The following is a 21,402-nucleotide window of genomic DNA, read 5'->3' as shown; positions in this document are numbered from 1 at the left end:
ACGCAAGCCTCCAACAACAATCGGCAACATCCGTACCACCCCATCGAGGAGAACAACGATGAACAAGCAACTACTGGCCACCCTCGGCGTGACGATTCTGCTCGCCTCCACCCACGCAGTGGCCGTGGATCGCATCAGCGCAGTCCATGCCTTCCCCCCCTCACTGATCTATACCCAGAGCTTCCTCGAGTTCGTGGACAAGGTGAACGAGCGCGGTGAAGGCGTGGTACAGATCGATGTACGTGGCGGCCCCGAGGTCATTGGCCTATCGGAGCAGCCCGACGCGGTCCGCAACGGTGTGGTCGACATGGCCTATACCGCTGCCAGCTTCTACGCCGGTACCGTGCCGGAGCGCGATGCCCTGGTCGCCTCGAACACCAACGCCATCCATGCCCGTGAAAATGGCGGTATCGACCTGCTTAACCAGATTCACCAGGAGAAGATGAGCACCTATTACCTGGGCTGGTTCGACAGCGGGGTCAGCTACAACCTCTACACGATCAACGAGCCCCGCCTGGACGACGACGGCAACCTTAGCGTCTCAGGGGTGACGCTGCGCAGCAACCCGGTCTATGACGCCTTCTTCCAGGACTACCTGGGCGCCCAGCCGATCAGCCTGCCCACCACCGACGTCTACTCGGCACTGGAGCGCAACGTGGTCAACGCCACCGGCTGGACCCAGATCGGCCTCAAGGACCTCAATTGGGATCGCTTCCTCAACTACCGGATCGACCCCGACTTCTTCTCCACCGACATGGGCGTGATCGTCAACCTGGATAGCTGGAACGGCTTGAGCGAGGAGTCGCGCGAGCTCCTTCAGGAGGTGGCCATCGAGCATGAGCGCGCAAGCGCCGAGCGCTTCGAGGTGCTGGCGGCAGAGCAGCTCGAAGAGCTGGAAGCCGACGGCATGCAGGTCTTCCGCCTGGAAGGCGAAGCCGGCGAGAGCTTCTCAGAGGCCGCCCGTGAAGCCACCTGGGAGCGCATGCGTCGCCAGATGGAACGTCACCCCATGGGCCTCGAGCACTATGACGAGCTGATCGAGAAGTTCAACGACCTCTGAGGCATCAAAAGCCGGTCGCCTGGCGGCCGGCTCACCTTCCTGTTCCCGCCTGGCTCGTTGCCGGGCCCTGGATGACGCTATGCGATACGCAACTCGCGCCTATCTTCTGCTGCTCAACGGCATGGCGCTGCTGGCCGCCATCATGCTCGTTTGGTTGATGGTTGCCATCGTGCTCTCCGTGGTGATTCGCAACCTGGGCCTGCAGCCCTCTGCCTGGTTCTTCCTCTCCACCGAGTACGCCATGTTCTATCTGACCCTGCTGGGTGCTCCCTGGCTGGTCAGGCACAAGGGGCATGTGCATATCGAGCTGCTCACCTCCATCCTGCCACCGCTGGCCCTGCAGGTATTGAGCCGGCTGGTCGCCCTGCTCTGCGTGACGGTCTGCGTGGTATTGGCCTGGAAGGGCTATGACCTGGTGATGCTGAACCTTCAGCGCAGTGACTACGACGTGCGCGCCTTCTTCGTACCGAAATGGATCCTCACCATCGCCTACCCGGTCTGTTTCTCTCTGATGGCCATCGAATTCACCCGCTTCGTGGTGGGTCGAGACATTCTTCACAGCGGCGAAGCGGGGATAAAAGAATAATGGAATGGTATCTGGCCCTGGCCTTTCTCCTGGCTCTGATTCTCGGCTTCATGGCCATCGGTACGCCCATCGCGCTGGCGTTCCTGGCCGCCAACGTCATCGGCGCCTGGTACTTCATGGGCGGTCAGAACGGCATCATCCAGATGCTCAACAACGGCTTCGGTGCCCTGTCGAGCTTCAACCTGGTGCCGATCCCGCTGTTCCTGCTGATGGGCGAACTGTTCTTCCGCACCGGCATGGGCATGAAGATGTTCAACGCCATCGACCAACTGATGGGCAAGGTGCCCGGCCGGCTATCCTATGTCACCGTCGTGGGGGGTACCGGGTTCTCTACCCTGAGCGGCTCCTCTATGGGGTCCACGGCGCTGATGGGCTCTCTGCTGGTGCCCGAAATGGAGCGCCGCGGCTACAAGAAGCATATGGCCATCGGCCCGATCCTGGGCACCGGCGGCCTGGCCATCATCATTCCACCCTCGGCACTGGCGGTGCTGCTGGCCACGCTGGCCAAGATCGACATCGGCGCCCTGCTGATCGCCGGCATTCTGCCGGGCCTGGTGCTGGCCTGCCTCTATATCGCCACCATCTGGATCCACACCCGGATCGACCCCTCTGCCGCCCCCAACTACGAACTGGAGCCGGTTCCCCTCAAGCAGAAGCTGATGCTGATTCTCACCGACATCGTGCCGATGATCAGCGTGATGGTGCTGATCGTGGCGCTGATGCTGATGGGCTTCGCCACACCTTCCGAGGCGGCTGCGTTCGGCGCCCTGGGTGCAATGGTGCTGGCCTTCGTCTTTCGCTGCATGACCTGGGAAGCATTCAAGCTATCGGTCACCGGGGCACTGAAGGTCACGCTGATGGCCTACCTGATCGTTTTCGGCTCCGCCACCTTCAGCCAGCTGCTGGCCTTCTCCGGCGCCTCCAGCGGACTGATCCAGTGGGCCACCAGCTTCGACCTGGCACCCATCCTGATGCTGCTGGCGATGTTCGCCGTGCTGCTGGTACTCGGCACCTTCATGGAGCAGATCTCCATCATGATGCTGACGGTGCCGTTCTTCTTCCCGCTGGCGCAGGTGCTGGGCTTCGATCCGATCTGGTTCGGCATCATCGTGCTGCTGGCCCTGGAGATCAGCTTCTCCACGCCGCCTCTGGGGCTGCTGCTGTTCGTGATGAAGGGGGTGGCGCCCAAGGGCACCACCATGCGCGAAATTTACGCTGCGGCGATTCCCTATATCCTCTGCTCGATGCTGCTGGTCGCCCTGCTGATCGCCTTCCCGGCCATCGCCACCTGGCTGCCGGGAATGATCAACTGAGCACGATCCAGATACCGCCACACGGGTGCCATAGCAGCCGACATTTCGACGCCACTAGGCGCAATTTTCCGCCGATTCGGCACCGATTGGACTTTTTCATGATAGATCAGTAGGGTATACGGCCCCTGGTTCAGACAATAATACTGACAACGAACCCTGGGCAGGTCCCGCCATGGGACACCCTGGTCTCGCCTCCATGCAGACTGGATCACCGGTACTCTCGACTGTACGTCGTCGACGCCATCGATAGCGAAGGAATCCATGTCGCACCACTACGCCGATGAAGGACGGTGCATGCCGCGCCGCCCGCCGCCCGACCTCCCCGCTGCGGGATAATGCCTGACTGACGGCAGAGTCTTGTCGTGCCCGATCGATAGCTCTCGAGGCTGCGCCACGCCTGGCGCCAGCCTGCTTGTCTCTGCGCTCATGCCTGAGCGCTGATCAGCCAAAGGCCGCCTTAGGGCTCGGCCACCCCATAGCACCATCACTGCGCCCGGCATGTCGGCCTAATCGACCTGCCCGTGCGTGTCCGTTCCATCCACCGAGGGATTGCCCTTGAACAGCGAATCGCTCTATCAATTTTCGACCCTGACAGTCATCTTGCTGCTGCTTGCCTTCTACGGCGGCACCTACCTGATGACGCTGGGCATCCGCAAGAAGAACGAAGACGCCGACGCCTTCATGGTCTCCAACCACCGCGTGGGCTTCGGCATGGGCGCGGCCAGCATGACCGCCACCTGGATCTGGGCCGCCTCCTTCTACGCCGCCGCCACCTCCGGCTATACCTACGGCGTCTCGGGCCCCATTCACTACGGCCTGTGGGGGGCGCTGATGATCCTGTTCATCTACCCCTTCGGCCGGCGATTTCGCAAGCTCGCCCCCAATGCCCACACCCTGGGCGAGCTGATCCACGCCCGCCACGGCTCCTCCAGTCAGCTGATCCTGGCACTCTCCAACGTGCTGGGCAGCGTGATCAGCCTGATGGTCAACTTCACCGCCGCAGGCGCGCTGGTCTCGGTGCTCTCGCCGCTGTCGTTCCAGGCCGGTGTGATCATTGCCGGCTTCGGCGTGCTGCTTTATACCCTGTGGTCGGGGTTCCGCGCCTCGGTGATGACCGACTTCGCACAGCTGGTGGCCCTGATGGCGATTGCCATCGTGATCATTCCCGCGGTGTTCTTCGCCATGGGCGGCCCCAGCGAGCTGGTAGCAGGGCTGGATAACCTGACGGTCGAACAGGCCAACCTCTTCTCCATGGATGCCATCCTTTACCAGGGCGCGCCCTTCTTCGTCGCCGTGCTGGCCTATGCGATCGGTAACCAGACCATTTCCCAGCGCCTGTTCGCGGTAGATGAGAGCCACATCAAACCCACCTTTATCACCGCGACCATCGGCTACGGTGCCATCGTCATCGGGCTGGGCATGATCGGCCTGATGGCGCTGACCCTGGGCGTCGAGCCAATGGGCGGGGACATGAACAACCTGATCCCGCAGATGGTCTCCGGCTATCTGCCACCGCTGTTCATTGCGCTGTTCTTCATCCTGGTGATCGGCTCGCTCTCCTCTACTGCCGACTCCGATCTCTCCGCGCTGTCGGCGATCATGATGGCCGATGTCTACGGCAAGAACATCGCCCGCGGCAAGGCCGACCCCAAGCGCATGCTGCTGGTGGGCCGCCTGACCATGATCGTCGCCACCGCGGTGGGCATCGTCTTCGCCAGCTTCTCGCTGGATATCCTGGTGATGCTGGTGTTCGTCGGCGCGCTGTGGGGCGCCATCGTCTTCCCGGTCATCGCCAGCTGCTTCTGGAATCGGGTCACCAACCAGGCCTTTACCACGTCGGTACTGGTGGCCATGGTGCTGTTCTGCCTGGCGCGCTTCGAGCTGCTGCCCATGAGCGGCGCCAGCGGCCTGTTCTTCGAGGTGCTGGCCAGCATCGGTGGCGGCGTGATCATCGGCCTGATGGTGTTCGGCTTCCTGGGCCGCATCGCCGGGTTCATCGCCGCCGCCCTGGCGCTGGTGGCGATGCTGGTGTTTGCCACCGACTTCCTGCGCGACTACACCGTACTGCTGGCCTCACTGACCGCCTATGGCGCCAGCACCGTGGTCTGCGTGGTGATGAGCTTGATGAGCCGCCAGGAAGACTTCGACTTCGCCACCATCGGCGAGCGAGTCGGCGACTACGACACCCACGAACCCAGCGTGCAGGAAGGCGACGTGGCCACGGCCAGGCCGGCCGTCTAACCCGGATCGTTGACTTGAGCCTACCGCGGTGCCGCTGGCCGGCACCGCCACAGTGGAGAATCTGACATGAATGCACTCTATGGTTTCTACGTGCTGATCTGGCCCGCCATCACCCTGGGGGTGCTGGTGGTGATCTGCCGCGCGGTGATGCGCGACCGCCGCAAGGCGAAAGAGGAGCAGCGCGAGCTGGTATGAACCGCGCTGTATGACCGCAACGGGCCCTGATATCAGGGCCCGTTTCGTATCGGTTCTGCGTCCCTTGGGGTGACGTTCATGTCCCGCAGAAGGTGCGAAAGACCCGTTCGCGTGGCGATGCCGGCAGGCTGTAGTCCTCGCGGCCGGGCTGTGCCTCGAACGGTCGGGTGACCACTGCGAGCAGCGACTCGAAGGGGGCGAAGTCGTCCTCGTCGATGGCTGAGGTCAGCGCCTGCTGGACCCGGTGGTTGCGGGGAATATAAGCGGGGTTGACCAGCCGCATCTGCCGGGCCCGCTCGGCGGGTGTCGCCGGCTCCTGGGCCAGGCGCTCGCGCCAGCGCCCGAGCCAGGCCTCAATGACCTCCGGGCGCTCGAACAGGTCACCGAGGGCGCTGTCCGCTTCGCCGGATTCGGCCGCCTCGCAGAGCTGTCGGAAGGTCAGCGTGAAGTCAGCATGCCCCTGGTGCATGGCATCCAGCAGCGTCTCGGCCAGCGCCCGGTCGCCCGCCTCCTCATGGGCCAGGCCCAGCTTGGCACGCATCACGGCCAGCCATTCGGCCTCGTACTGTGCCTCGAAGGCCTTGATCACCTCGGTTGCCCACTCCACCGCCCGCTCCTGGTCGCTGTCGATCAGCGGCAGCAGGGTCTCGGCCAGCCGTGCCAGATTCCACTGGGCGATCCAGGGCTGGTTGGCGTAGGCGTAACGCCCGCCTTCATCGATGGCGCTGAAGACACTCTTCGGGTCGTAGGTTTCCATGAAGGCGCAGGGGCCGTAGTCGATGGTCTCCCCCGAAACCGTCGTGTTATCGGTGTTCATCACGCCATGGATGAAGCCGACGCCCATCCACTTCGCGACCAGTGCCGCCTGACGCGCCTGGATCGCCTCGATCAACGCCATGTAGCGCTCATTACCGGACAGCCTGGCCAACTCGGGGTAGTGACGCTCGACCACATGATCGGCCAGCTCGCGAATGGCATCGGCATCGCCACGAGCGGCAAAGTATTGGAAGGTGCCGACGCGGATATGGCTGCTGGCCACGCGGGTCAGGATCGCCCCCGGCTCGGGAATGCCGCGGACCACCCGCTCGCCGGTGGTCACCGCCGCCAGGGCCCGGGTGGTGGGAATACCCATGGCGTGCATGGCCTCGCTGACCAGATACTCCCTCAGCACCGGCCCCAGCGGAGCGCGACCGTCGCCCCCGCGGGAGAAGGGGGTGCACCCGGCCCCCTTGAGCTGGATATCGCGCAGCCGGCCTTGCCGATCGGTGACCTCGCCCAGCAGCACGGCTCGGCCATCGCCGAGCCGGGGCACGAAGCCGCCGAACTGGTGGCCGGCGTAGGCCTGGGACAATGGTTCAGCCCCGGGCGGTACCACGTTGCCGGCAAACCATACCGCTGCCTCGTCACTGTCGAAGGTCGACAGGTCGAAGCCCAGCTCGTCAGCCAGGGGCCGGTTGAAGGCCACCAGCCGTGGCGAAGCCACGGGAACAGGGTCGAAGCGCGCGTAGAAACGTTCGGGAAAGCGAGCATAGCGAAGGGTGAACGAGGGAAACATGGCGGCTCCGAATAACGAGGGAGGTACAGGAACAGGGCTCACCTGATGTGACAAGGCAGCAGAGGCATCATTCCGTCAGCGGCAAGGCAGTTTCCGGAGACAGCCTAGGCTCGAGGCGTCGATGCGACCCCAGCCCCGGTCTCCTCGACGCAGGCCGCGAAACGCAGCTGTGCCGCCCGTGCCGCCAGCAGATGGGATCGCATCACCGAAGCGGCCCAGTCCCCGTCACCGGCGTCCAGGGCGCGAAGCAGCTCCCGGTGATGCTGCATGCTGCCGGCCAGTTCATCCCGGGTATAGTGGTGGAAGCTGCGACGCGAGACCGGCACCTGGACAATGGTTTCCAGCAGGCGCTGAAGACGCGGGCTGCCTGCCGCCGCCATCAGCCGGGCATGGTAGTCATCGTTCAGTACGGCGATCTCTTCGAGGGCATTCTCCCCCTCGTCCCGACAGAGATCTTCCATCCTCACGGCCAGCGACTCGAGCTGGTCTAACTGGTTGCGCTCGATGCGGGAGGCCGCCCGACGGGCCACCTGGGGTTCGAGCAGGACCCGCAGCTCGAACACCTCCTCCACGTCACGCTGGGTCCAGGAGACCACCTGGGCGCCGTGATGGGGAATGGCCTCCACCCAGCCATCCGACACCAGTCGCCTCAGCGCTTCGCGGATCGGCGTGCGGCTGAGTTCCAGCTCCTGGCCGATGGCCGCTTCGCGCACATAGCTGCCGGCGGGGTATTGGCCGTTGAGAATTCGTTGCCTGATGATCTGATAAACGCGATCGGCAGCAGTCATTGTTTGGCTCCTTGCAGTGAGATCGCGGCAGTGAGATCGCGGCCCCGGGGCTCCTTGTCGACCCGATTTCCTGCCGGTATCGACAAAGGTAGCAGCGATAATCGTGCACAACTATTTGCATGGGGAGCACTGTAGGCCTACATTTGGCGGAAATCGAGTCGAATTGCATACAATTATAATTTGGACAAGCGTCTGACAAGGAAGTGATGGCATGAGCCTGACCCCACCACAACTCGCCGACATCCGCTGCCTGGCCTTCGATGTCTTCGGCACCGTGGTCGACTGGCGCAGCAGCGTGATTCGCGAAGGGGAGTCTCTCGGGCGTGCCCGCGGGCTGGAAGTCGACTGGGCCGCCTTTGCCGATGCCTGGCGAGCAGGCTATGCCCCTTCGATGAACCGGGTACGCCAGGGGCGCCTCTCGTGGACTTCGCTGGACCAGTTGCATCGCATGACGCTCGACCGCCTGCTCGAGGAGTTCGGCATTGACGGCCTGTCGGAAGCCGACAAGGCCAATTTCAATCGCGCCTGGCACCGGCTCAAGCCCTGGCCGGATGCCGTGAACGGCATGCACCGCCTGCGCGAGCGGTTCATCCTGACCCCACTCTCCAACGGCAACATGTCACTGCTGGTCAACATGGCCAAACAGGCCGGCCTGCCGTGGGACTGCGTCCTCTCGGCCGAGCTGGCACGTCACTACAAGCGTGACCCCGAGGTCTATCGCATGGCTGCCCGGCTGCTGGATCTGAGCCCTCAGCAGATCATGATGGTGGCCGCCCACCAGGACGATCTCAAGGCCGCACACAGCGAGGGGCTGCACACCGCCTTCGTGATGCGGCCGCTGGAGTTCGGGCCACAAGCCAGGCCAGACCTGACCATCGACCCGAACTTCGACTACGTGGCCAACGATTTCCACGACCTGGCCGACCAGTTGCTGAGCCGCTCGGTATCGTATCCATCGCTGGCCTTGAAGTAGTCAAGCCACCGCCACACCAGCCACCGTCACACCACCAGTGGCGTGACAAAGAAGGCGATGACGAATGCCGTCGCCAGGCGCATCGTGATGCCCAGCACAGCGGCGCCCATGGCCTCACGCTCGCTCAGGTCTGAGCTTTCCGCCCATACCACCGGTACCTGGCCGAATACGGCAGAGAGCGGCAGGCCCGATGAGGCCAGGACGAAGGAGCCGACCACCAGGGAGGGGTCGATCTCCCCCGCCATCGCCTGCAGCTGGCCCATGGCAAGCGTCGGGCTGACCAGGATCGAGAGTACGCCCGTTTCCGGATGGATGTTCAGGAACAGCATGACGCTGCCCAGCGACGACTCGATGGTCGCCCAGATGCCGATGTAGTCGAGCACACCGATCACGGCGAACACCAGGGCCACGGCAGGAATCAGGATCAGCAGCAGCAGTTCCACGCCCTCCCGGGCGGCACTGAACATGGTCGGCAGGAAATCACGTTCCGGCGTAAAGGTCGGCAGATTGCCGATCTCGACCCGCTTGACGTCGCGGTAGAGCACCTTCGACAGCAGCAGCGGCGAGACGATCAGCGGCATGAAGACCGCCAGCAGCACCACGACGAAGACATTCACGCCAGCAAAGGTCAACGCCATCATTCCCAGCATGAACGTGGAGAAGGATTGCTGTGACTGGACCATGGTGGCGACGGCCAGCTTCTGCTCATCCTTGGTGGCACCCGCCCTTTTCAGGATGGGCCCCGATATCTTCCCGGCCGCATTGATGTCGCCAAAGATGTTGTAGACGCTGGGAATGATGACGGCGGGATTCACCCCAATCAGCTTCATGGCGGGAACGAAGATACGCACCAGGGCGTCGGTGAAGCCCAGCCTTTCCAGCAGCCGACCGATGATGACGCTGACGATGATAGCCGTCCCCACCACACCGGTCAGGAACACATCGACGACCACGGGCTGAACCGACTCCATGATCGAGTTGAACAGGCCCGACAGGCTGGTCGGCGAGAACATCAGCAGCAGCATGCAGATACCCAAAAGCACGATGCCGACCACTTCGATCTTCTTCCATGCCCGCTTGCTTTCAGGTGACTTTTCTTTCTTGGAGTCCGGGGTAGTAACGGAAGTCTTCATGACAAGTCTCTTGTTATTGGATCGCTTGGGAAGAAACCGAAATCGTCACACGTCGCTCATGGCATTCTTGCCAAGCAAGTGACGCGCCGACATCTCTCTCGCATAGGTCTTCAGGGCACTATTTCCCACCATCTTCACGGGTGTGGAGGTGACCCGGTCCCGGAACAGCACGACGTCCACGTCTTCGAGCAGTTCATCCAGGGCATAGGCCAGGGGCAGCCCATTTTCGAGAATTTCCATCACATGGCAGTTTCCCACAATGAAATTCAGGCCCAGCTCCTCGGCCACATCAAGCAGCTCATGCTCGGCATAGACGCGGCTGATGGAGGCAACCACGGTATCGGTGTCGGGGTTCTCCGCCACCGCCTGGCGCAGGTTGTCAGCCGAGAAACCGGTGTGCGGAAAGATGTGCAGGATATTCTCGACCCGGCTTTCGCGTGAGCCGAGATGAATGAAGCCGCTGGTCTCGACGCTGGTCTCCCGTATCGCCTCGATGCCGCGAACGAGCTGCTCTTCCGCCAGCAGCGCACGATCCTGGTCCAGGGCCATGTAGCGCTCCAGCCGGTCGAGAATATCGCCGAGGGTGTCGACCTCGGGAAGCGCCCTGCCGACAAACATGATATTGCCGTGAACGCCGCCGTAGGCAATGTTTCCCTTGACTACCTTGTGGCCATGCAGGAAGGGGATGCCGGGGTGCAGGCCATGGAAGGCCTCGTGGCACTCGAGCCCCGCCACGTCGTAGAGGTCCAGGTAGTTCTTCAGGGTCACTCCGCCGCAGCTGGCCGCGTCCGCAATGGGATGATGCGCCACCACGGCATCCACCCCGGTGGCCCCCGCCAGCTCGATGACCAGCTCCGTCATGGTCATGCAGACGGCCACCTTGCGGATCGCCTTGCCCGGATCGCCATAGATCAGGCCGGGAATTTCCAGCACGGATTTACCATGGATCCCCGACGACTTGAGGATGACGAAAGGATGATCGCCACGCTCCACCTCCTTCATGGACGACACCGTTCGTCCCCCGGTGATCACACTCAGTGCATTTACGATATCAGCTACGTTAGTCATCGCCTTCCTCCTCTCCTAACGAAAAAAACCGCCAGCACAGCCCTAAGGCAATTGCCTCGGGCTGGGCTGACGGTCATTGAGCACTCGCCTGTTCAGCGCGAGTTCACATCACCAGTCAACGATCTCTCGTCGAAGATTTACGGGCTATTCTCTGCTGCACACAGGCTTTCAGAGGTAGTCGCGTACATCCTTTTGCATCACCACCACGGTAGCGGAAAGCTCGGCTTCGGCGTCGTAATCCTTGAAGATCGTCATCACGTCGAAACCGTATTTCTCTACCAGCAGCTGCTTGAATTCGTTCTTGAACCCCTTGATCAGATAGTGATCGGCCAGTTCGCTGACATTGCTGTTGAGTGCACTCAGGTAGGCCAGGGAGGGCACGCGCTTGTGCAGGGCGACGATGATCAGCTTGTCACCAACGACGTCGACCTTCTGGCGTACCACACCGATACCGAAGATACGATTGTTGACGTCGTTGTAGTCCTTGATCAGGCCTTGCTTGAACTCTCCCAAAGATGGCATATCCAGGGCACCCTCGATACGTATTCTCGATTGGTTATCGGTAGCTCGGGGCCTGTGACTGCCCGGTCGAAACTTTGGTATACCATATACGCACGCTGATCAGAGTAGGCAAGCGTAAAATATCTGTCAACATGAAAAATCGATTATTCTTGGTCGCGTTCAACCGAAATATCCGAGGCAGCCGACGCCATTCACGGCGATCCCCGGGGCCCAACCAACGATAAGGAGCCCGCCCAATGAAGATCGTGATACCCGATGACTATCAGGACTGCGTGCGCACGCTCGATGTCTTTCGCAAACTGGAAGGCCAGGACGTCACCATCCACAACGACACGCTGACCGACCTGGATGCCCTGGCCGAACGCTTCCGCGACGCCGAGGCGCTGGTGCTGATCCGCGAACGCACGCCGATCACCGCCGAGCTGCTGGCCCGCCTGCCCAACCTCAGGGTGATCAGCCAGACCGGTGGCGGGGCGGCCCATGTGGACATGGACGCTTGTCGCCGCCAGGGCGTCACGGTCATGGCCGGCACCGGCTCGCCCCATGCCGCCGCCGAACTCACCTGGGGGCTGGTCATGGCCGCCATGCGCCATATTCCCCAGGAGTTCGAGAACCTCAAGGCCGGACGATGGCAGCGCACCCTGGGCACCGGCCTCAAGGGTCGCACCCTGGGCATCTTCGGCTACGGCAAGATCGGCCAGCTGATGGCCCGCTACGGCCAGGCCTTCGGAATGAACGTGCTGGTATGGGGTCGTGAGGGCACCCGGGCGCGAGCCGCCGAAGCGGGCCTCGACGTGGCCGGCAGCAAGGAGGCGCTGTTCGAGCGCAGCGACGTGCTGAGCCTGCACCTGCGATTGAACGCCGAGACCCGCGGCATCGTCACGGCCGAGGACCTCGCACGAATGAAGCCCACCGCATTGCTGGTCAATACCAGCCGCGCCCCGCTGATCGAGGCCGGTGCCCTGGAGGCGGCGCTGCGCGCGGGGCGGCCTGGCCAGGCCGCTGTGGATGTATTCGACGAAGAGCCGGTGACCCATCACCCGCTGCTCGAGCTGCCCAATTTCCTCGCCACGCCCCACCTCGGCTATGTGGAGAAGGACAGCTACGAGCTCTACTTCGGCGACGCCTTCGACAATCTGCTCGCCTTCGCCGCGGGACGCCCGGTCACCAACCTGGCCGAGTGAATCGACGCCGCAGCAGGGACAGCATGGAGAGAAGCCAATGAGTCCACGTGGGAGAGCCTCGACCCGAACGGCCCGGCGTCAGCCGCCCCGTGCCGGGCGGCTCATGGCGCTACCCGACGCCGGCCGCTCGACCACGAACAGGTCGCTGGTTCGGGCGTAGTCGTTGCCGGCCATGCGCCCGATGGGTCGTAGCGCGTCGATGGATACGTGCCGGCCGTTCCACACCGCGTCGTCCACATGGATCGACACCACCTCCGCCAGTACCAGGTTGCCGGCCAGGGGCTGGTCACCGAAACGGATGATCTCGCGAAGCCGGCAGCCGAAGGCCACCGGCGCACCCGCTACTCGTGGCACCGATACCCCCGCCATCGGCAGTTTCTCCAGTCCCGCCAGGGCAAACTCATCCTCGTGGTGAGGCAGGCCAGCGCTGGTGGCGTTCATCTCCTCCACCAGGCCCTCGCCGCTGATATGGATTACGCACTCCCCCACCTGTTCCAGGTTGCGAATGGTGTCCTTGGGCTGCCCCTCGCCATCGAGCAGCGGCGAGAAGCCCAGCACGGGGGGCGTCACACTTACCACATTGAAGAACGAGAAAGGCGCCAGGTTGGCGTTGCCGTCGCGATCGAGCGTCGACACCCAGGCGATGGGGCGCGGGCAGACGCTGCCCGAGAAGAGACGGTAGATGGCCCCGCTGCTCAGCGTGGCCTCCTCCAGCAGATAGTCGCTCATGTCAGGCCCTTGTTCGGTCATGGGAGGGGTCCAGACGGGTCGCCGACGCATCCAGCTTCTTGACGCTGGCGATGAAATCGCTGAACCGCTCGCCCTGAATCAACACATGCTCGCGCAGCGACTGCTCCGCAAGCTCCGCCTCGCCCTGCTCGATGGCGGCGACAATCTTGCGATGCTCGGCAAGCGAGCCGCCCATGCGCTGGCGCACCTGAAGCTGCAGCCGGCGATAGGGCTTGAGCCGCTGCTTCAGTTGCCGAGCCTCCTGCGCCAGGAAGCCATTATGGCTAGCTGTGTAGATGCAGTCGTGGAAGGTCTCGTTCTCGTAGTAGTACTCGTCGGTATCGCCCGCCTCGGCCGCCGCTTCACAGCGGGCCAGGGCCTCGCGCAGTGCGGCGAGTTCCTCCTCGCTGATCCGTCGTGCCGCCAGGCGCCCGCACATGCCTTCCAGCTCCGCCATCACTTCGAACATCTCGATCAACTGGTCGATGCCGATCCGGGCGACGAAGGTGCCCTTCTTGGGCGACACCGTGACCAGGCCGCTGGCGACCAGCTGCTGAATCGCCTCGCGTACGGGGGTGCGCGAAACACTGAACTCCCGGCCCAGGGCCTCCGGATCGAGCCGCTCTCCCGGCGTCAGCCGACCGTTGATGATGTCATCCTCCAGAGCATCCCTGAGTTGTTGCGCGCTCGAACGTTTAACACTGCTCACCTGTCACCTCCACGACGCACCTCCATGACATGACCACCCTCGCCACACCCGACTTTGCCGGCAAGAAAATCAGACCGCGAATGTTGACACCAATATATATGAGGTCTATTGATGTATACATCAGCTCGCCTGATAAACACTAGCCACAGTGACAACCATACACAAAAACAAATTCTGGAGCTTCAAGATGACACGCCAACTCAAGCCTGCCGCTACCGCAGCGCTCGGACTCGCCATCGCCTTCAGCGGTATCGCATCGGCCGAGACCGTCCTTCGTGCCTCCCACCAGTTCCCCGGCGGCCAGGGAGATGTTCGCGACGAAATGGTGCAGATGATGGCACGCCACGTCGCCGAGGCCGATGTGGGTCTCAACATACAAGTTTACCCCGGGCAGTCGTTGTTCAAGGCCAATGAGCAGTGGGGCGCCCTGGTCCGCGGTCGCCTGGACCTCACCCTGCTGCCGCTGGACTATGCCAGCGGACGCCATCCCGAATTTTCCGCCACTCTGATGCCAGGCCTGGTACGCAACCATGAGCATGCCAAGCGGCTGAACGACTCGGAATACATGGAGATGATCCACTCGGTCATCGAAGAAGGGGGCGCCAGGGTACTGGCCGACACCTGGCTGTCGGGGGGCTTCGCTTCCAGCGAGCAGTGCATCACCTCACCGGATACCGTAAGCGGCCAGAACATCCGGGCCGCCGGGCCGGCCTTCGAGCAAATGCTGCAGGCCGCCGGCGCCTCGATCGCCTCGATGCCCTCTTCGGAGGTCTATACCGCCATGCAGACCGGCGTGCTGGATGCAGCCAATACCTCCTCGATGTCGTTCATCTCCTTCCGGCTCTACGAACAGGTTGAATGTCTGACCGAGCCTGGCGACTTCGCCCTGTGGTTCATGTACGAGCCGGTGCTGATCTCCGAGCAGGTCTGGCAGGGCCTCAACGAGGAGCAGCAGGCCGCCTTGGCCGAGGCCGGCAAGGCCGCGGAGGAGTTCTTCTCTGCAGAGGCCGCGGCCATCGACCAGCAGATGGTCGAGGTGTACGAGGAGAATGGAATCGAGGTGGTACGCATGAGCGAGGAGGATTACAACGCCTGGCTCGAGATCGCCCAGGAGACCTCCTACAAGAACTTTGCCGAGAACGTACCCAATGGCCAGGCAATCATCGATGCTGCCCTTGCCGTGGAGTGAGTCCTGACCACTTGAGACACGCGCCGGCCACCCTCCCGGATGGCCGGCGCCCTTTCACTCGGGAGGACATCCTTGCCATGGCCCAATCTCAACGATCCGGCGTCGTCGGCGGCTACATCCGCGCGATGGACGTCTTGTCTCGAATCACCGCCTATCTTGCCGCCACGCTGTTCATCGCCGGTGTACTGGTGATCTGCCAGATGGTCTTCATTCGCTACATCCTCGGCATGAGCACCAGCTGGCAAACCGAATTCACGGTCTTCTCGGTCACCGCCGCCATGCTGCTGGGTAGCCCCTATGTGCTGATGACCGGCGGCCATGTCGCCATCACCATCTTGCCGGATGCACTGAGTGGCCTGCCCCAGAAGCTCATGCGACTCACTGCCTCGCTGGTCGGCCTGGCCTTCTGTGCGGCCCTGGCCTACGGCGCCTGGATCTATGTCTGGGAAGCCTGGGAAGGCGGCTGGACCACCGGCACCGTATGGAACCCCCCGCTATGGCCGGCCCTGCTGCCGATGGCCGTGGGAGCGACATTGCTGTCGCTGCAATATGTCGCTGAAATTCTGCGCGGGGAGAACTGAGCATGGACCCGATTACCATGGGAATCATCGTCGCCATCGCCCTGGTCGTGCTGATGGCGATCGGCACCCCCATCGCCTTCGCCCTGGGTGGTGTCTCACTGGCAGCGCTGCTCTATGACCGTGGGCTCCCCGAGTTGACCTACTTCGGCGAAACCTTCTTCGACCGCATTGCCGAGTTCGGCTTCGTGGCCATCCCGATGTTCATCCTGATGGGTGCCGCCGTGGCCTCCTCGCCGACCGGGCGCGATCTCTACCGCTCGCTGGACCTGTGGATGGGGCGCCTGCCCGGCGGCCTGGCGGTCTCCAACATCGGCGCCTGCACGATCTTCTCCGCGCTATCCGGCTCCTCGCCGGCCACCTGTGCTGCCATCGGCAAGATGGGCATTCCCGAAATGCGCACCCGGGGCTATCCGGATGGCGTGGCGGCCGGCTGCATCGCCGCAGGCGGCACCTTGGGCATTCTCATCCCGCCTTCGGTGACCATGATCATCTACGGCATTTCCACCGAGACCTCGATCGGCCGCCTGTTCATGGCCGGGGTGGTCCCCGGCTTCATGCTGGCCGGCCTGTTCATGATCTGGACGATGATCGCCTGCCGCCTGGCCGGGGGGTACAACAACCCCATGGCGCAATCCGCCGTGCGGATGAAGCAGACCATCAAGGAGAACGTCGACGCCAACCTCAAGGCGCTGATCCGTGTTCTGCCGTTCCTGGCCGTGGTCGCGGGCATCCTGTTCGCCCTCTACGGCGGGGTTGCCACGCCTTCGGAAGCGGCCGGCGTCGGTGCCTTCCTGTGCCTGGCCCTGGCGGTGATCATCTACCGTATGTGGCAGGTGGGCCCGATCAAGCTGATCATGCGCGACTCGCTGCGCGAAAGCGTGATGATCATGCTGGTCATCGCCTGCGCCGAGGTGTTCGCCTACGCCCTCTCCTCGATGTTCATCACCCAGACCGTGGCCGCCGCCATCGCTGACCTGGAGGTCAACCGCTGGGTGCTGATGGGGATCATCAATCTGTTCCTGCTGGTCGCCGGTTTCTTCCTGCCGCCGGTGGCGGTGATCGTGATGACGGCGCCGATCCTGCTGCCGATCATCCTGGCCGCCAACTTCGATCCCTACTGGTTCGCGGTGATCCTGACCATCAACCTGGAGATCGGCCTGATCACGCCGCCGGTGGGCCTGAACCTGTTCATCATCAAGGGCATCGCTCCGGACATCTCGCTGCGCGACATCCTGCTGGGCAGCCTGCCCTATGCGCTGTGCATGGTGCTGGGCATCCTGCTGCTCTGTTTCTTCCCGGGTATCGCCCTGTGGCTACCCAACCTGATCATGGGCTAAGGGGGCTCTATCCATGAACATGACCTTCCTGCAGGAGCTGTTCAACAGCATCACCCAGCGCGACGCCCTGCTGCGGCGTCGCCAGGGTGAGATCGTCGCACCGGACCACGCTCAGCTGATCAAGGCTTGCCACGCCCTGCTGGAGAGTGATGGAGAAGCGTCGAGCATCGCCCTGGCCAGCCGGGCCCTGGCCATGTATCGCCAGCTGGGCGAGGAGGAGCGGCGGCGCTTCTTCGAGTGCCTGGAAACCGAGTTCGCCGCCGAGCCAACAGACATCGACAGGGCCTACGCGACCTATCGAGAAGCGCGCAACAACGCCAACCTGCAGACACTGTTCGATGCCTGCGAACCGCGCCGCCAGGAGCTGTTCCGGCGGCTCAACCTGGCCAGCAACGGCACCTACGAGCTGGTGCGCATGCGCGAAGACCTGCTGGGGCTGCTGCGCGAGCCCCGCTCGGACGGGAAAGAGCTCAATGCCATCGACGCCGACTTCGCCCACCTGTTCGGCTCCTGGTTCAACCGCGGCTTCCTGATGCTCAAGCGTATCGACTGGAACACGCCGGCATCGATCCTGGAGAAGATCATTCGCTATGAGGCGGTGCACGAGATCCGCGACTGGGACGACCTGCGTCGCCGGCTCGACGCCCGCGACCGGCGCTGCTTCGCCTTCTTTCACCCGGCGATCGGCGACGAACCGCTGATCTTCGTCGAGGTGGCCCTGTGCAAGGGCCTGCCCGACAGGATCCAGCCGATACTCTCGGGGGAGAGTGCCGGCGAGCGAGACATCGACGACCCAGAGGCCGCCGATGCCGCCGCCTTCTTCGGCATCAGCAACTGCCAGACCGGCCTGCGCGGCATCTCCTTCGGCAACTTCCTGATCAAGCAGGTAGTCCAGGAACTCAAGCAGGAGCTGCCCCAGCTCAAGCACTTCGTGACCCTCTCGCCGGTGCCCGGCTTCAGTCAATGGCTCGCGAGCTGTCGGACCGATGAGAGCCTGCCGGCCGAACTGCGCCGCACCCTGGAAGGGCTCGACAGCCCCGACTGGCATCGCGATCCGGAGCAGAGCGATCGCCTGAAGGCCATCATCAAGCCCCTGGCCGCACGCTACCTGGTGGAGGAGAAGAATTCCCGCGGCCTGCCGCTCAACCCGGTGGCCCGCTTCCACCTGGGTAACGGCGCCGAACTGAAGCGCATCAACTGGCTTGGCGATGTCTCGGCCAAGGGCCTGAAGCAGGCCGAGGGACTCATGGTCAACTATCTCTACGTACTCGACGACATCGAGCGAAATCACGAAAATTACATCGCCAACGCCACCGTGGCCTGCTCCAGCGAGGTCCGCGACCTCAATCGCCGCGCCAGGAAAATGGCCAAGGGAGAGAACATCAAATGAGCCAGAACCTTTTCGAAACCTTCGCCGCCCGCATGCAGGAACGCGGCGATGCCGATTTCATCACCACCCGTGACGGCCGCCGCTACAGCCACGCCGCTGCCCTGGCCGCCAGCGCCCGGCTGGCCGGTGCCCTGGCCGCGCTGGGTGTCGCCCCCGGCGACCGGGTCGCCGTGCAGGTCGACAAGAGCCCCGAGGCGATCCTGCTCTATCTCGCCTGTCTGCGGATCGGCGGCGTCTACCTGCCGCTCAACACCGGCTATACCGCCGACGAGATCCGCTATTTCCTCGCCGACGCCGAACCGGCCCTGTTCGTCTGCCGCCCGGCCGCCCTGGAGCAGGCCCGGGCGGTGGCCAGCGAGACCGGCTGCCCTGCGGTGGAAACCCTGGGCACCGACGGCGACGGCAGCCTGATGGAGGCCGCCGAGCGGGCCACGCCGCACGATACCATCGAGCCGCGTCAGGAGAACGACCTGGCCGCGATCCTCTATACCTCGGGCACCACGGGGCGCTCCAAGGGCGCCATGCTGACCCACCGCAACCTGGGCTCCAATGCCGCCACCCTGGTCGAGGCCTGGCGCTTTACCGCCGAGGACCGCCTGATCCATGCCCTGCCGATCTTCCACACCCATGGGCTGTTCGTCGGCTGCAACGTCACCCTGATGGCCGGTTCGAGCATGCTGTTCCTGCCGAGCTTCGACGCCGACGTGATCTTCGAGGAACTGCCTCGCGGCAGCGTGATGATGGGGGTGCCGACCTTCTATACGCGCCTGATCCAGGATCCGCGCCTGACCCCCGAAGTCACCGCCAACATGCGGCTGTTCGTCTCCGGTTCGGCCCCGCTCACCGCCGAGACCCACCGGGAGTTCGAACAGAAGAGCGGCCATGCCATCCTCGAGCGCTACGGCATGACCGAAACCAACATGAACCTCTCCAACCCCTACGACGGCGAACGTCGCGCCGGAACCGTGGGCATGCCGCTGCCGGGCGTGGAGTACCGCATCACCGACCGCGAAACCCATGAGCCGCTCCCCAATGGCGAGATCGGCATGCTCGAGATTCGCGGGCCCAACGTTTTCATCGGCTACTGGCGGATGCCCGAGAAGACCCGCGAGGAGCTGCTGGAGGATGGCTTCTTCGTCACCGGCGACCTGGCCATGGTCGACGAGCGCGGCTACGTCCATATCGTCGGCCGCGACAAGGACATGGTCATTTCCGGGGGCTACAACGTCTATCCCAAGGAGGTCGAGCAGGTGATCGACGAACTGGAGGGGGTAAAGGAATCCGCCGTGATCGGCGTGCCCCACCCGGACTTCGGCGAAGGCGTTACCGCCGTAGTGGTGCCGGAAGCCGACGCCCGCCTCGCCGAGCGGGATGTGATCGACTTCCTCAAGGACCGGCTGGCGAAGTACAAGCAGCCCAAGCGGGTGCTCTTCGTTGACGCCCTACCGTACAACACCATGGGCAAGGTGCAGAAGAATGAGCTGCGCAAGATTTACCAGGACATCTATCGTTAGGAAACACTGACGAGACAGAAGAGGCACCGACCAACATGCCCAAGCGCATCACCTACTACTTCAGCCAGGTATCGCCCTGGACCTACCTGGGTCATGCCCGGCTCGGCGAGATTGCCGCCCGCCACGGCGCCACCATCGACTATGTGCCGATCACGCTCAGCGCAGTATTCCCAAGGACCGGCGGGCTGCCGTTGCCCAAGCGGGCGCCCGAGCGCCAGGCCTACCGCATGGCGGAGCTGAAGCGCTGGCCACAGCAGCTCGGCATCCCCCTCAACCGGCAACCCAAGCACTTCCCCACCGACGACCGCCCGGCGGCGCGCCTGGCACTGACCGCCAAGGCCCAGGGCCACGACATCGCCGAACTGTCGCTGTCCATACTCAGGGCCTGCTGGGCCGAGGAGCGTGATGTCGCCGACCTCGACACGCTGCGCGAGATCGCCGACGCCTGCGGCCTGAACGGCCAGGCGCTACTGGAGGAGTCGGAATCGGACGTGGGGCAGCAGCGCCTCGATGAGGCCTGCGAACGGGCCGTCGCAGCAGGCTGCTTCGGTTCCCCGTGGTACGAGATCGAGGGAGAGCCCTTCTGGGGTCAGGACCGGCTCGAACTGGTTGAAAAGAAACTGGCCGGCGAACTGTGAGTCAAACCGACATGCACTCACTCAGCCCCCAGGGACTCGCCATCGTCGACGAGCTCGCCGAGCGTCACGATTTCAGTCGCGACGCCATTGCGCACATGGTATTGGCCGTGGCCGACGGTGATGGCCAGATGGCCATGTTTTCACACTCGGAGTTCGGCGGCCCCGGCCAATGGATGCAGGGTGGCATGCTGATGCTGAGCGACCCTCTCAACCATGCCTTGAACGCTCGCGTGGACGCGCTATGCCACGAGATTGGTGAGAGGGTTGGTGGGATGGCTGGTGGGAAAGCTGGTGAAGGGATAGCGGGTGAAATAGCTGCCCAGCAGTCGGCCTGGCCCGCCGCGGAAGAGAACACCGCCTGGTGGCCGGCGGAACTCGGCACACCCAACGCAACCGGCGAACAGAACGGTTTACGCTACGCCTACTTTGCTAAGGCTCGGCGCCTCGTCGTGCAGACCGAAGATACCCTCCGCGTCTATGACACCCTGGACCATCGCATCCATGGCTTTGCCCAGCAGCAGGGAAGCCAGAGCCGATTGACGGTGACCAGCCAGCACGGCGACGTCGACCTGGCGAGCCTGCCGGTCGTATCCACCGACAGGCACCCGCCTAACTAGAAGCGAATAAATTGGCGAGCGGAGTGAAGCGCAAGGCGCACGGAGCACAGGAACCGGAGCCTATGGGGTATAGGTGAGGA

The 21,402-nt window shown here is 63.5% G+C and carries 21 protein-coding genes; 14 read left to right on the top strand and 7 right to left on the bottom strand.

All coding sequences use genetic code 11. The features are described from left to right. The first annotated feature begins 58 nt into the window (after positions 1-58). The 5 genes from dctP (DU505_RS15395) (at position 59) to DU505_RS22750 (ending at position 5,395) form a co-directional block, all read left to right on the top strand. Positions 59-1,060: a TRAP transporter substrate-binding protein DctP gene (dctP, locus tag DU505_RS15395; RefSeq protein WP_114479872.1), complete on the top strand. Its 1,002-nt coding sequence runs from the start codon at positions 59-61 to the stop codon at positions 1,058-1,060. 79 nt (positions 1,061-1,139) lie between these two features. Next, on the top strand, positions 1,140-1,646 hold the full coding sequence (locus DU505_RS15390; protein ID WP_114479871.1) for a TRAP transporter small permease: 507 nt from the start codon (positions 1,140-1,142) through the stop codon (positions 1,644-1,646). Then, positions 1,646-2,959 carry a TRAP transporter large permease gene (locus tag DU505_RS15385; RefSeq protein ID WP_066452092.1) on the top strand — a complete coding sequence of 438 codons (1,314 nt, stop codon included), beginning with the start codon at positions 1,646-1,648 and terminating at the stop codon, positions 2,957-2,959. The genes DU505_RS15390 and DU505_RS15385 overlap by 1 nt, the downstream gene beginning before the upstream one ends. A gap of 555 nt (positions 2,960-3,514) precedes the next feature. Beyond that, positions 3,515-5,200: a sodium:solute symporter family protein gene (locus tag DU505_RS15380; protein ID WP_114479870.1), complete on the top strand. Its 1,686-nt coding sequence runs from the start codon at positions 3,515-3,517 to the stop codon at positions 5,198-5,200. Between the two features lie 66 nt (positions 5,201-5,266). After that, positions 5,267-5,395 carry a putative transporter small subunit gene (locus DU505_RS22750; RefSeq protein WP_220250810.1) on the top strand — a complete coding sequence of 43 codons (129 nt, stop codon included), beginning with the start codon at positions 5,267-5,269 and terminating at the stop codon, positions 5,393-5,395. A gap of 76 nt (positions 5,396-5,471) precedes the next feature. On the opposite strand, the gene DU505_RS15375 is transcribed toward DU505_RS22750, so the two are convergent. Then, positions 5,472-6,950, bottom strand: coding sequence for a protein adenylyltransferase SelO (locus tag DU505_RS15375; protein ID WP_114479869.1), 1,479 nt, complete (start codon positions 6,948-6,950; stop codon positions 5,472-5,474). A gap of 104 nt (positions 6,951-7,054) precedes the next feature. Next, complete coding sequence (locus tag DU505_RS15370) at positions 7,055-7,738, bottom strand: GntR family transcriptional regulator (protein WP_114479868.1); 684 nt, start codon at positions 7,736-7,738, stop codon at positions 7,055-7,057. A 211-nt stretch (positions 7,739-7,949) separates the two neighbouring features. On the opposite strand from DU505_RS15370, the gene DU505_RS15365 reads away from it, so the two are divergent. Next, positions 7,950-8,711, top strand: a complete 762-nt coding sequence (locus DU505_RS15365) for a haloacid dehalogenase type II (protein ID WP_114479867.1) — start codon at positions 7,950-7,952, stop codon at positions 8,709-8,711. 26 nt (positions 8,712-8,737) lie between these two features. Here the strand turns inward: DU505_RS15365 and DU505_RS15360 are convergent, their stop codons facing one another. The 3 genes from DU505_RS15360 to DU505_RS15350 all read right to left on the bottom strand — a co-directional run bounded on the left by DU505_RS15360 (position 8,738) and on the right by DU505_RS15350 (position 11,434). Next, complete coding sequence (locus DU505_RS15360; protein ID WP_114479866.1) at positions 8,738-9,844, bottom strand: hypothetical protein; 1,107 nt, start codon at positions 9,842-9,844, stop codon at positions 8,738-8,740. A gap of 45 nt (positions 9,845-9,889) precedes the next feature. Continuing rightward, positions 9,890-10,912, bottom strand: coding sequence for a Nif3-like dinuclear metal center hexameric protein (locus tag DU505_RS15355; protein WP_114479865.1), 1,023 nt, complete (start codon positions 10,910-10,912; stop codon positions 9,890-9,892). A 168-nt stretch (positions 10,913-11,080) separates the two neighbouring features. Continuing rightward, positions 11,081-11,434, bottom strand: a complete 354-nt coding sequence (locus tag DU505_RS15350) for a Na-translocating system protein MpsC family protein (RefSeq protein ID WP_114479864.1) — start codon at positions 11,432-11,434, stop codon at positions 11,081-11,083. A 236-nt stretch (positions 11,435-11,670) separates the two neighbouring features. Between DU505_RS15350 and DU505_RS15345 the strand changes: the two genes are divergently transcribed. Beyond that, the gene (locus DU505_RS15345; RefSeq protein WP_114479863.1) at positions 11,671-12,618 is read left to right on the top strand and encodes a D-2-hydroxyacid dehydrogenase family protein; all 948 of its coding nucleotides are present in this window, start codon (positions 11,671-11,673) and stop codon (positions 12,616-12,618) included. 78 nt (positions 12,619-12,696) lie between these two features. Here DU505_RS15345 and DU505_RS15340 read toward each other — a convergent pair whose 3' ends face one another. Together DU505_RS15340 and DU505_RS15335 are read right to left on the bottom strand one after the other, a co-directional pair. Continuing rightward, on the bottom strand, positions 12,697-13,347 hold the full coding sequence (locus DU505_RS15340) for a flavin reductase family protein (protein WP_114479862.1): 651 nt from the start codon (positions 13,345-13,347) through the stop codon (positions 12,697-12,699). Position 13,348: 1 nt separating this feature from the next. Then, positions 13,349-14,056 (bottom strand): GntR family transcriptional regulator, encoded by a 708-nt coding sequence (locus DU505_RS15335; protein ID WP_114479861.1) that lies wholly within the window; start codon positions 14,054-14,056, stop codon positions 13,349-13,351. A gap of 187 nt (positions 14,057-14,243) precedes the next feature. Between DU505_RS15335 and dctP (DU505_RS15330) the strand changes: the two genes are divergently transcribed. The 7 genes from dctP (DU505_RS15330) (at position 14,244) to DU505_RS15300 (ending at position 21,322) form a co-directional block, all read left to right on the top strand. Continuing rightward, positions 14,244-15,245, top strand: a complete 1,002-nt coding sequence (gene dctP / locus DU505_RS15330; protein ID WP_114479860.1) for a TRAP transporter substrate-binding protein DctP — start codon at positions 14,244-14,246, stop codon at positions 15,243-15,245. A gap of 77 nt (positions 15,246-15,322) precedes the next feature. Then, positions 15,323-15,826, top strand: a complete 504-nt coding sequence (locus DU505_RS15325) for a TRAP transporter small permease subunit (RefSeq protein WP_220250808.1) — start codon at positions 15,323-15,325, stop codon at positions 15,824-15,826. 2 nt (positions 15,827-15,828) lie between these two features. Further along, a complete protein-coding gene (locus DU505_RS15320; protein ID WP_114479859.1) occupies positions 15,829-17,163 on the top strand; it encodes a TRAP transporter large permease in 1,335 nt (444 codons plus the stop codon). A 13-nt stretch (positions 17,164-17,176) separates the two neighbouring features. Next, complete coding sequence (locus DU505_RS15315; protein ID WP_114479858.1) at positions 17,177-18,553, top strand: malonyl-CoA decarboxylase; 1,377 nt, start codon at positions 17,177-17,179, stop codon at positions 18,551-18,553. Then, entirely contained in the window at positions 18,550-20,067 is a 1,518-nt protein-coding gene (locus DU505_RS15310; protein WP_114479857.1) for a malonate--CoA ligase, read from the top strand. Before DU505_RS15315 ends, DU505_RS15310 begins: the two co-directional genes overlap by 4 nt. 35 nt (positions 20,068-20,102) lie before the next feature. After that, on the top strand, positions 20,103-20,705 hold the full coding sequence (locus tag DU505_RS15305) for a 2-hydroxychromene-2-carboxylate isomerase (protein WP_114479856.1): 603 nt from the start codon (positions 20,103-20,105) through the stop codon (positions 20,703-20,705). A gap of 11 nt (positions 20,706-20,716) precedes the next feature. Continuing rightward, positions 20,717-21,322 carry an SHOCT domain-containing protein gene (locus DU505_RS15300; RefSeq protein ID WP_114479855.1) on the top strand — a complete coding sequence of 202 codons (606 nt, stop codon included), beginning with the start codon at positions 20,717-20,719 and terminating at the stop codon, positions 21,320-21,322. The last annotated feature ends 80 nt before the right edge of the window (positions 21,323-21,402 follow it).

The sequence above is a fragment of the Billgrantia montanilacus genome (assembly GCF_003336675.1).
Classification (GTDB): domain Bacteria; phylum Pseudomonadota; class Gammaproteobacteria; order Pseudomonadales; family Halomonadaceae; genus Halomonas; species Halomonas montanilacus.
This window is presented reverse-complemented; position numbering and strand designations above follow the sequence as displayed.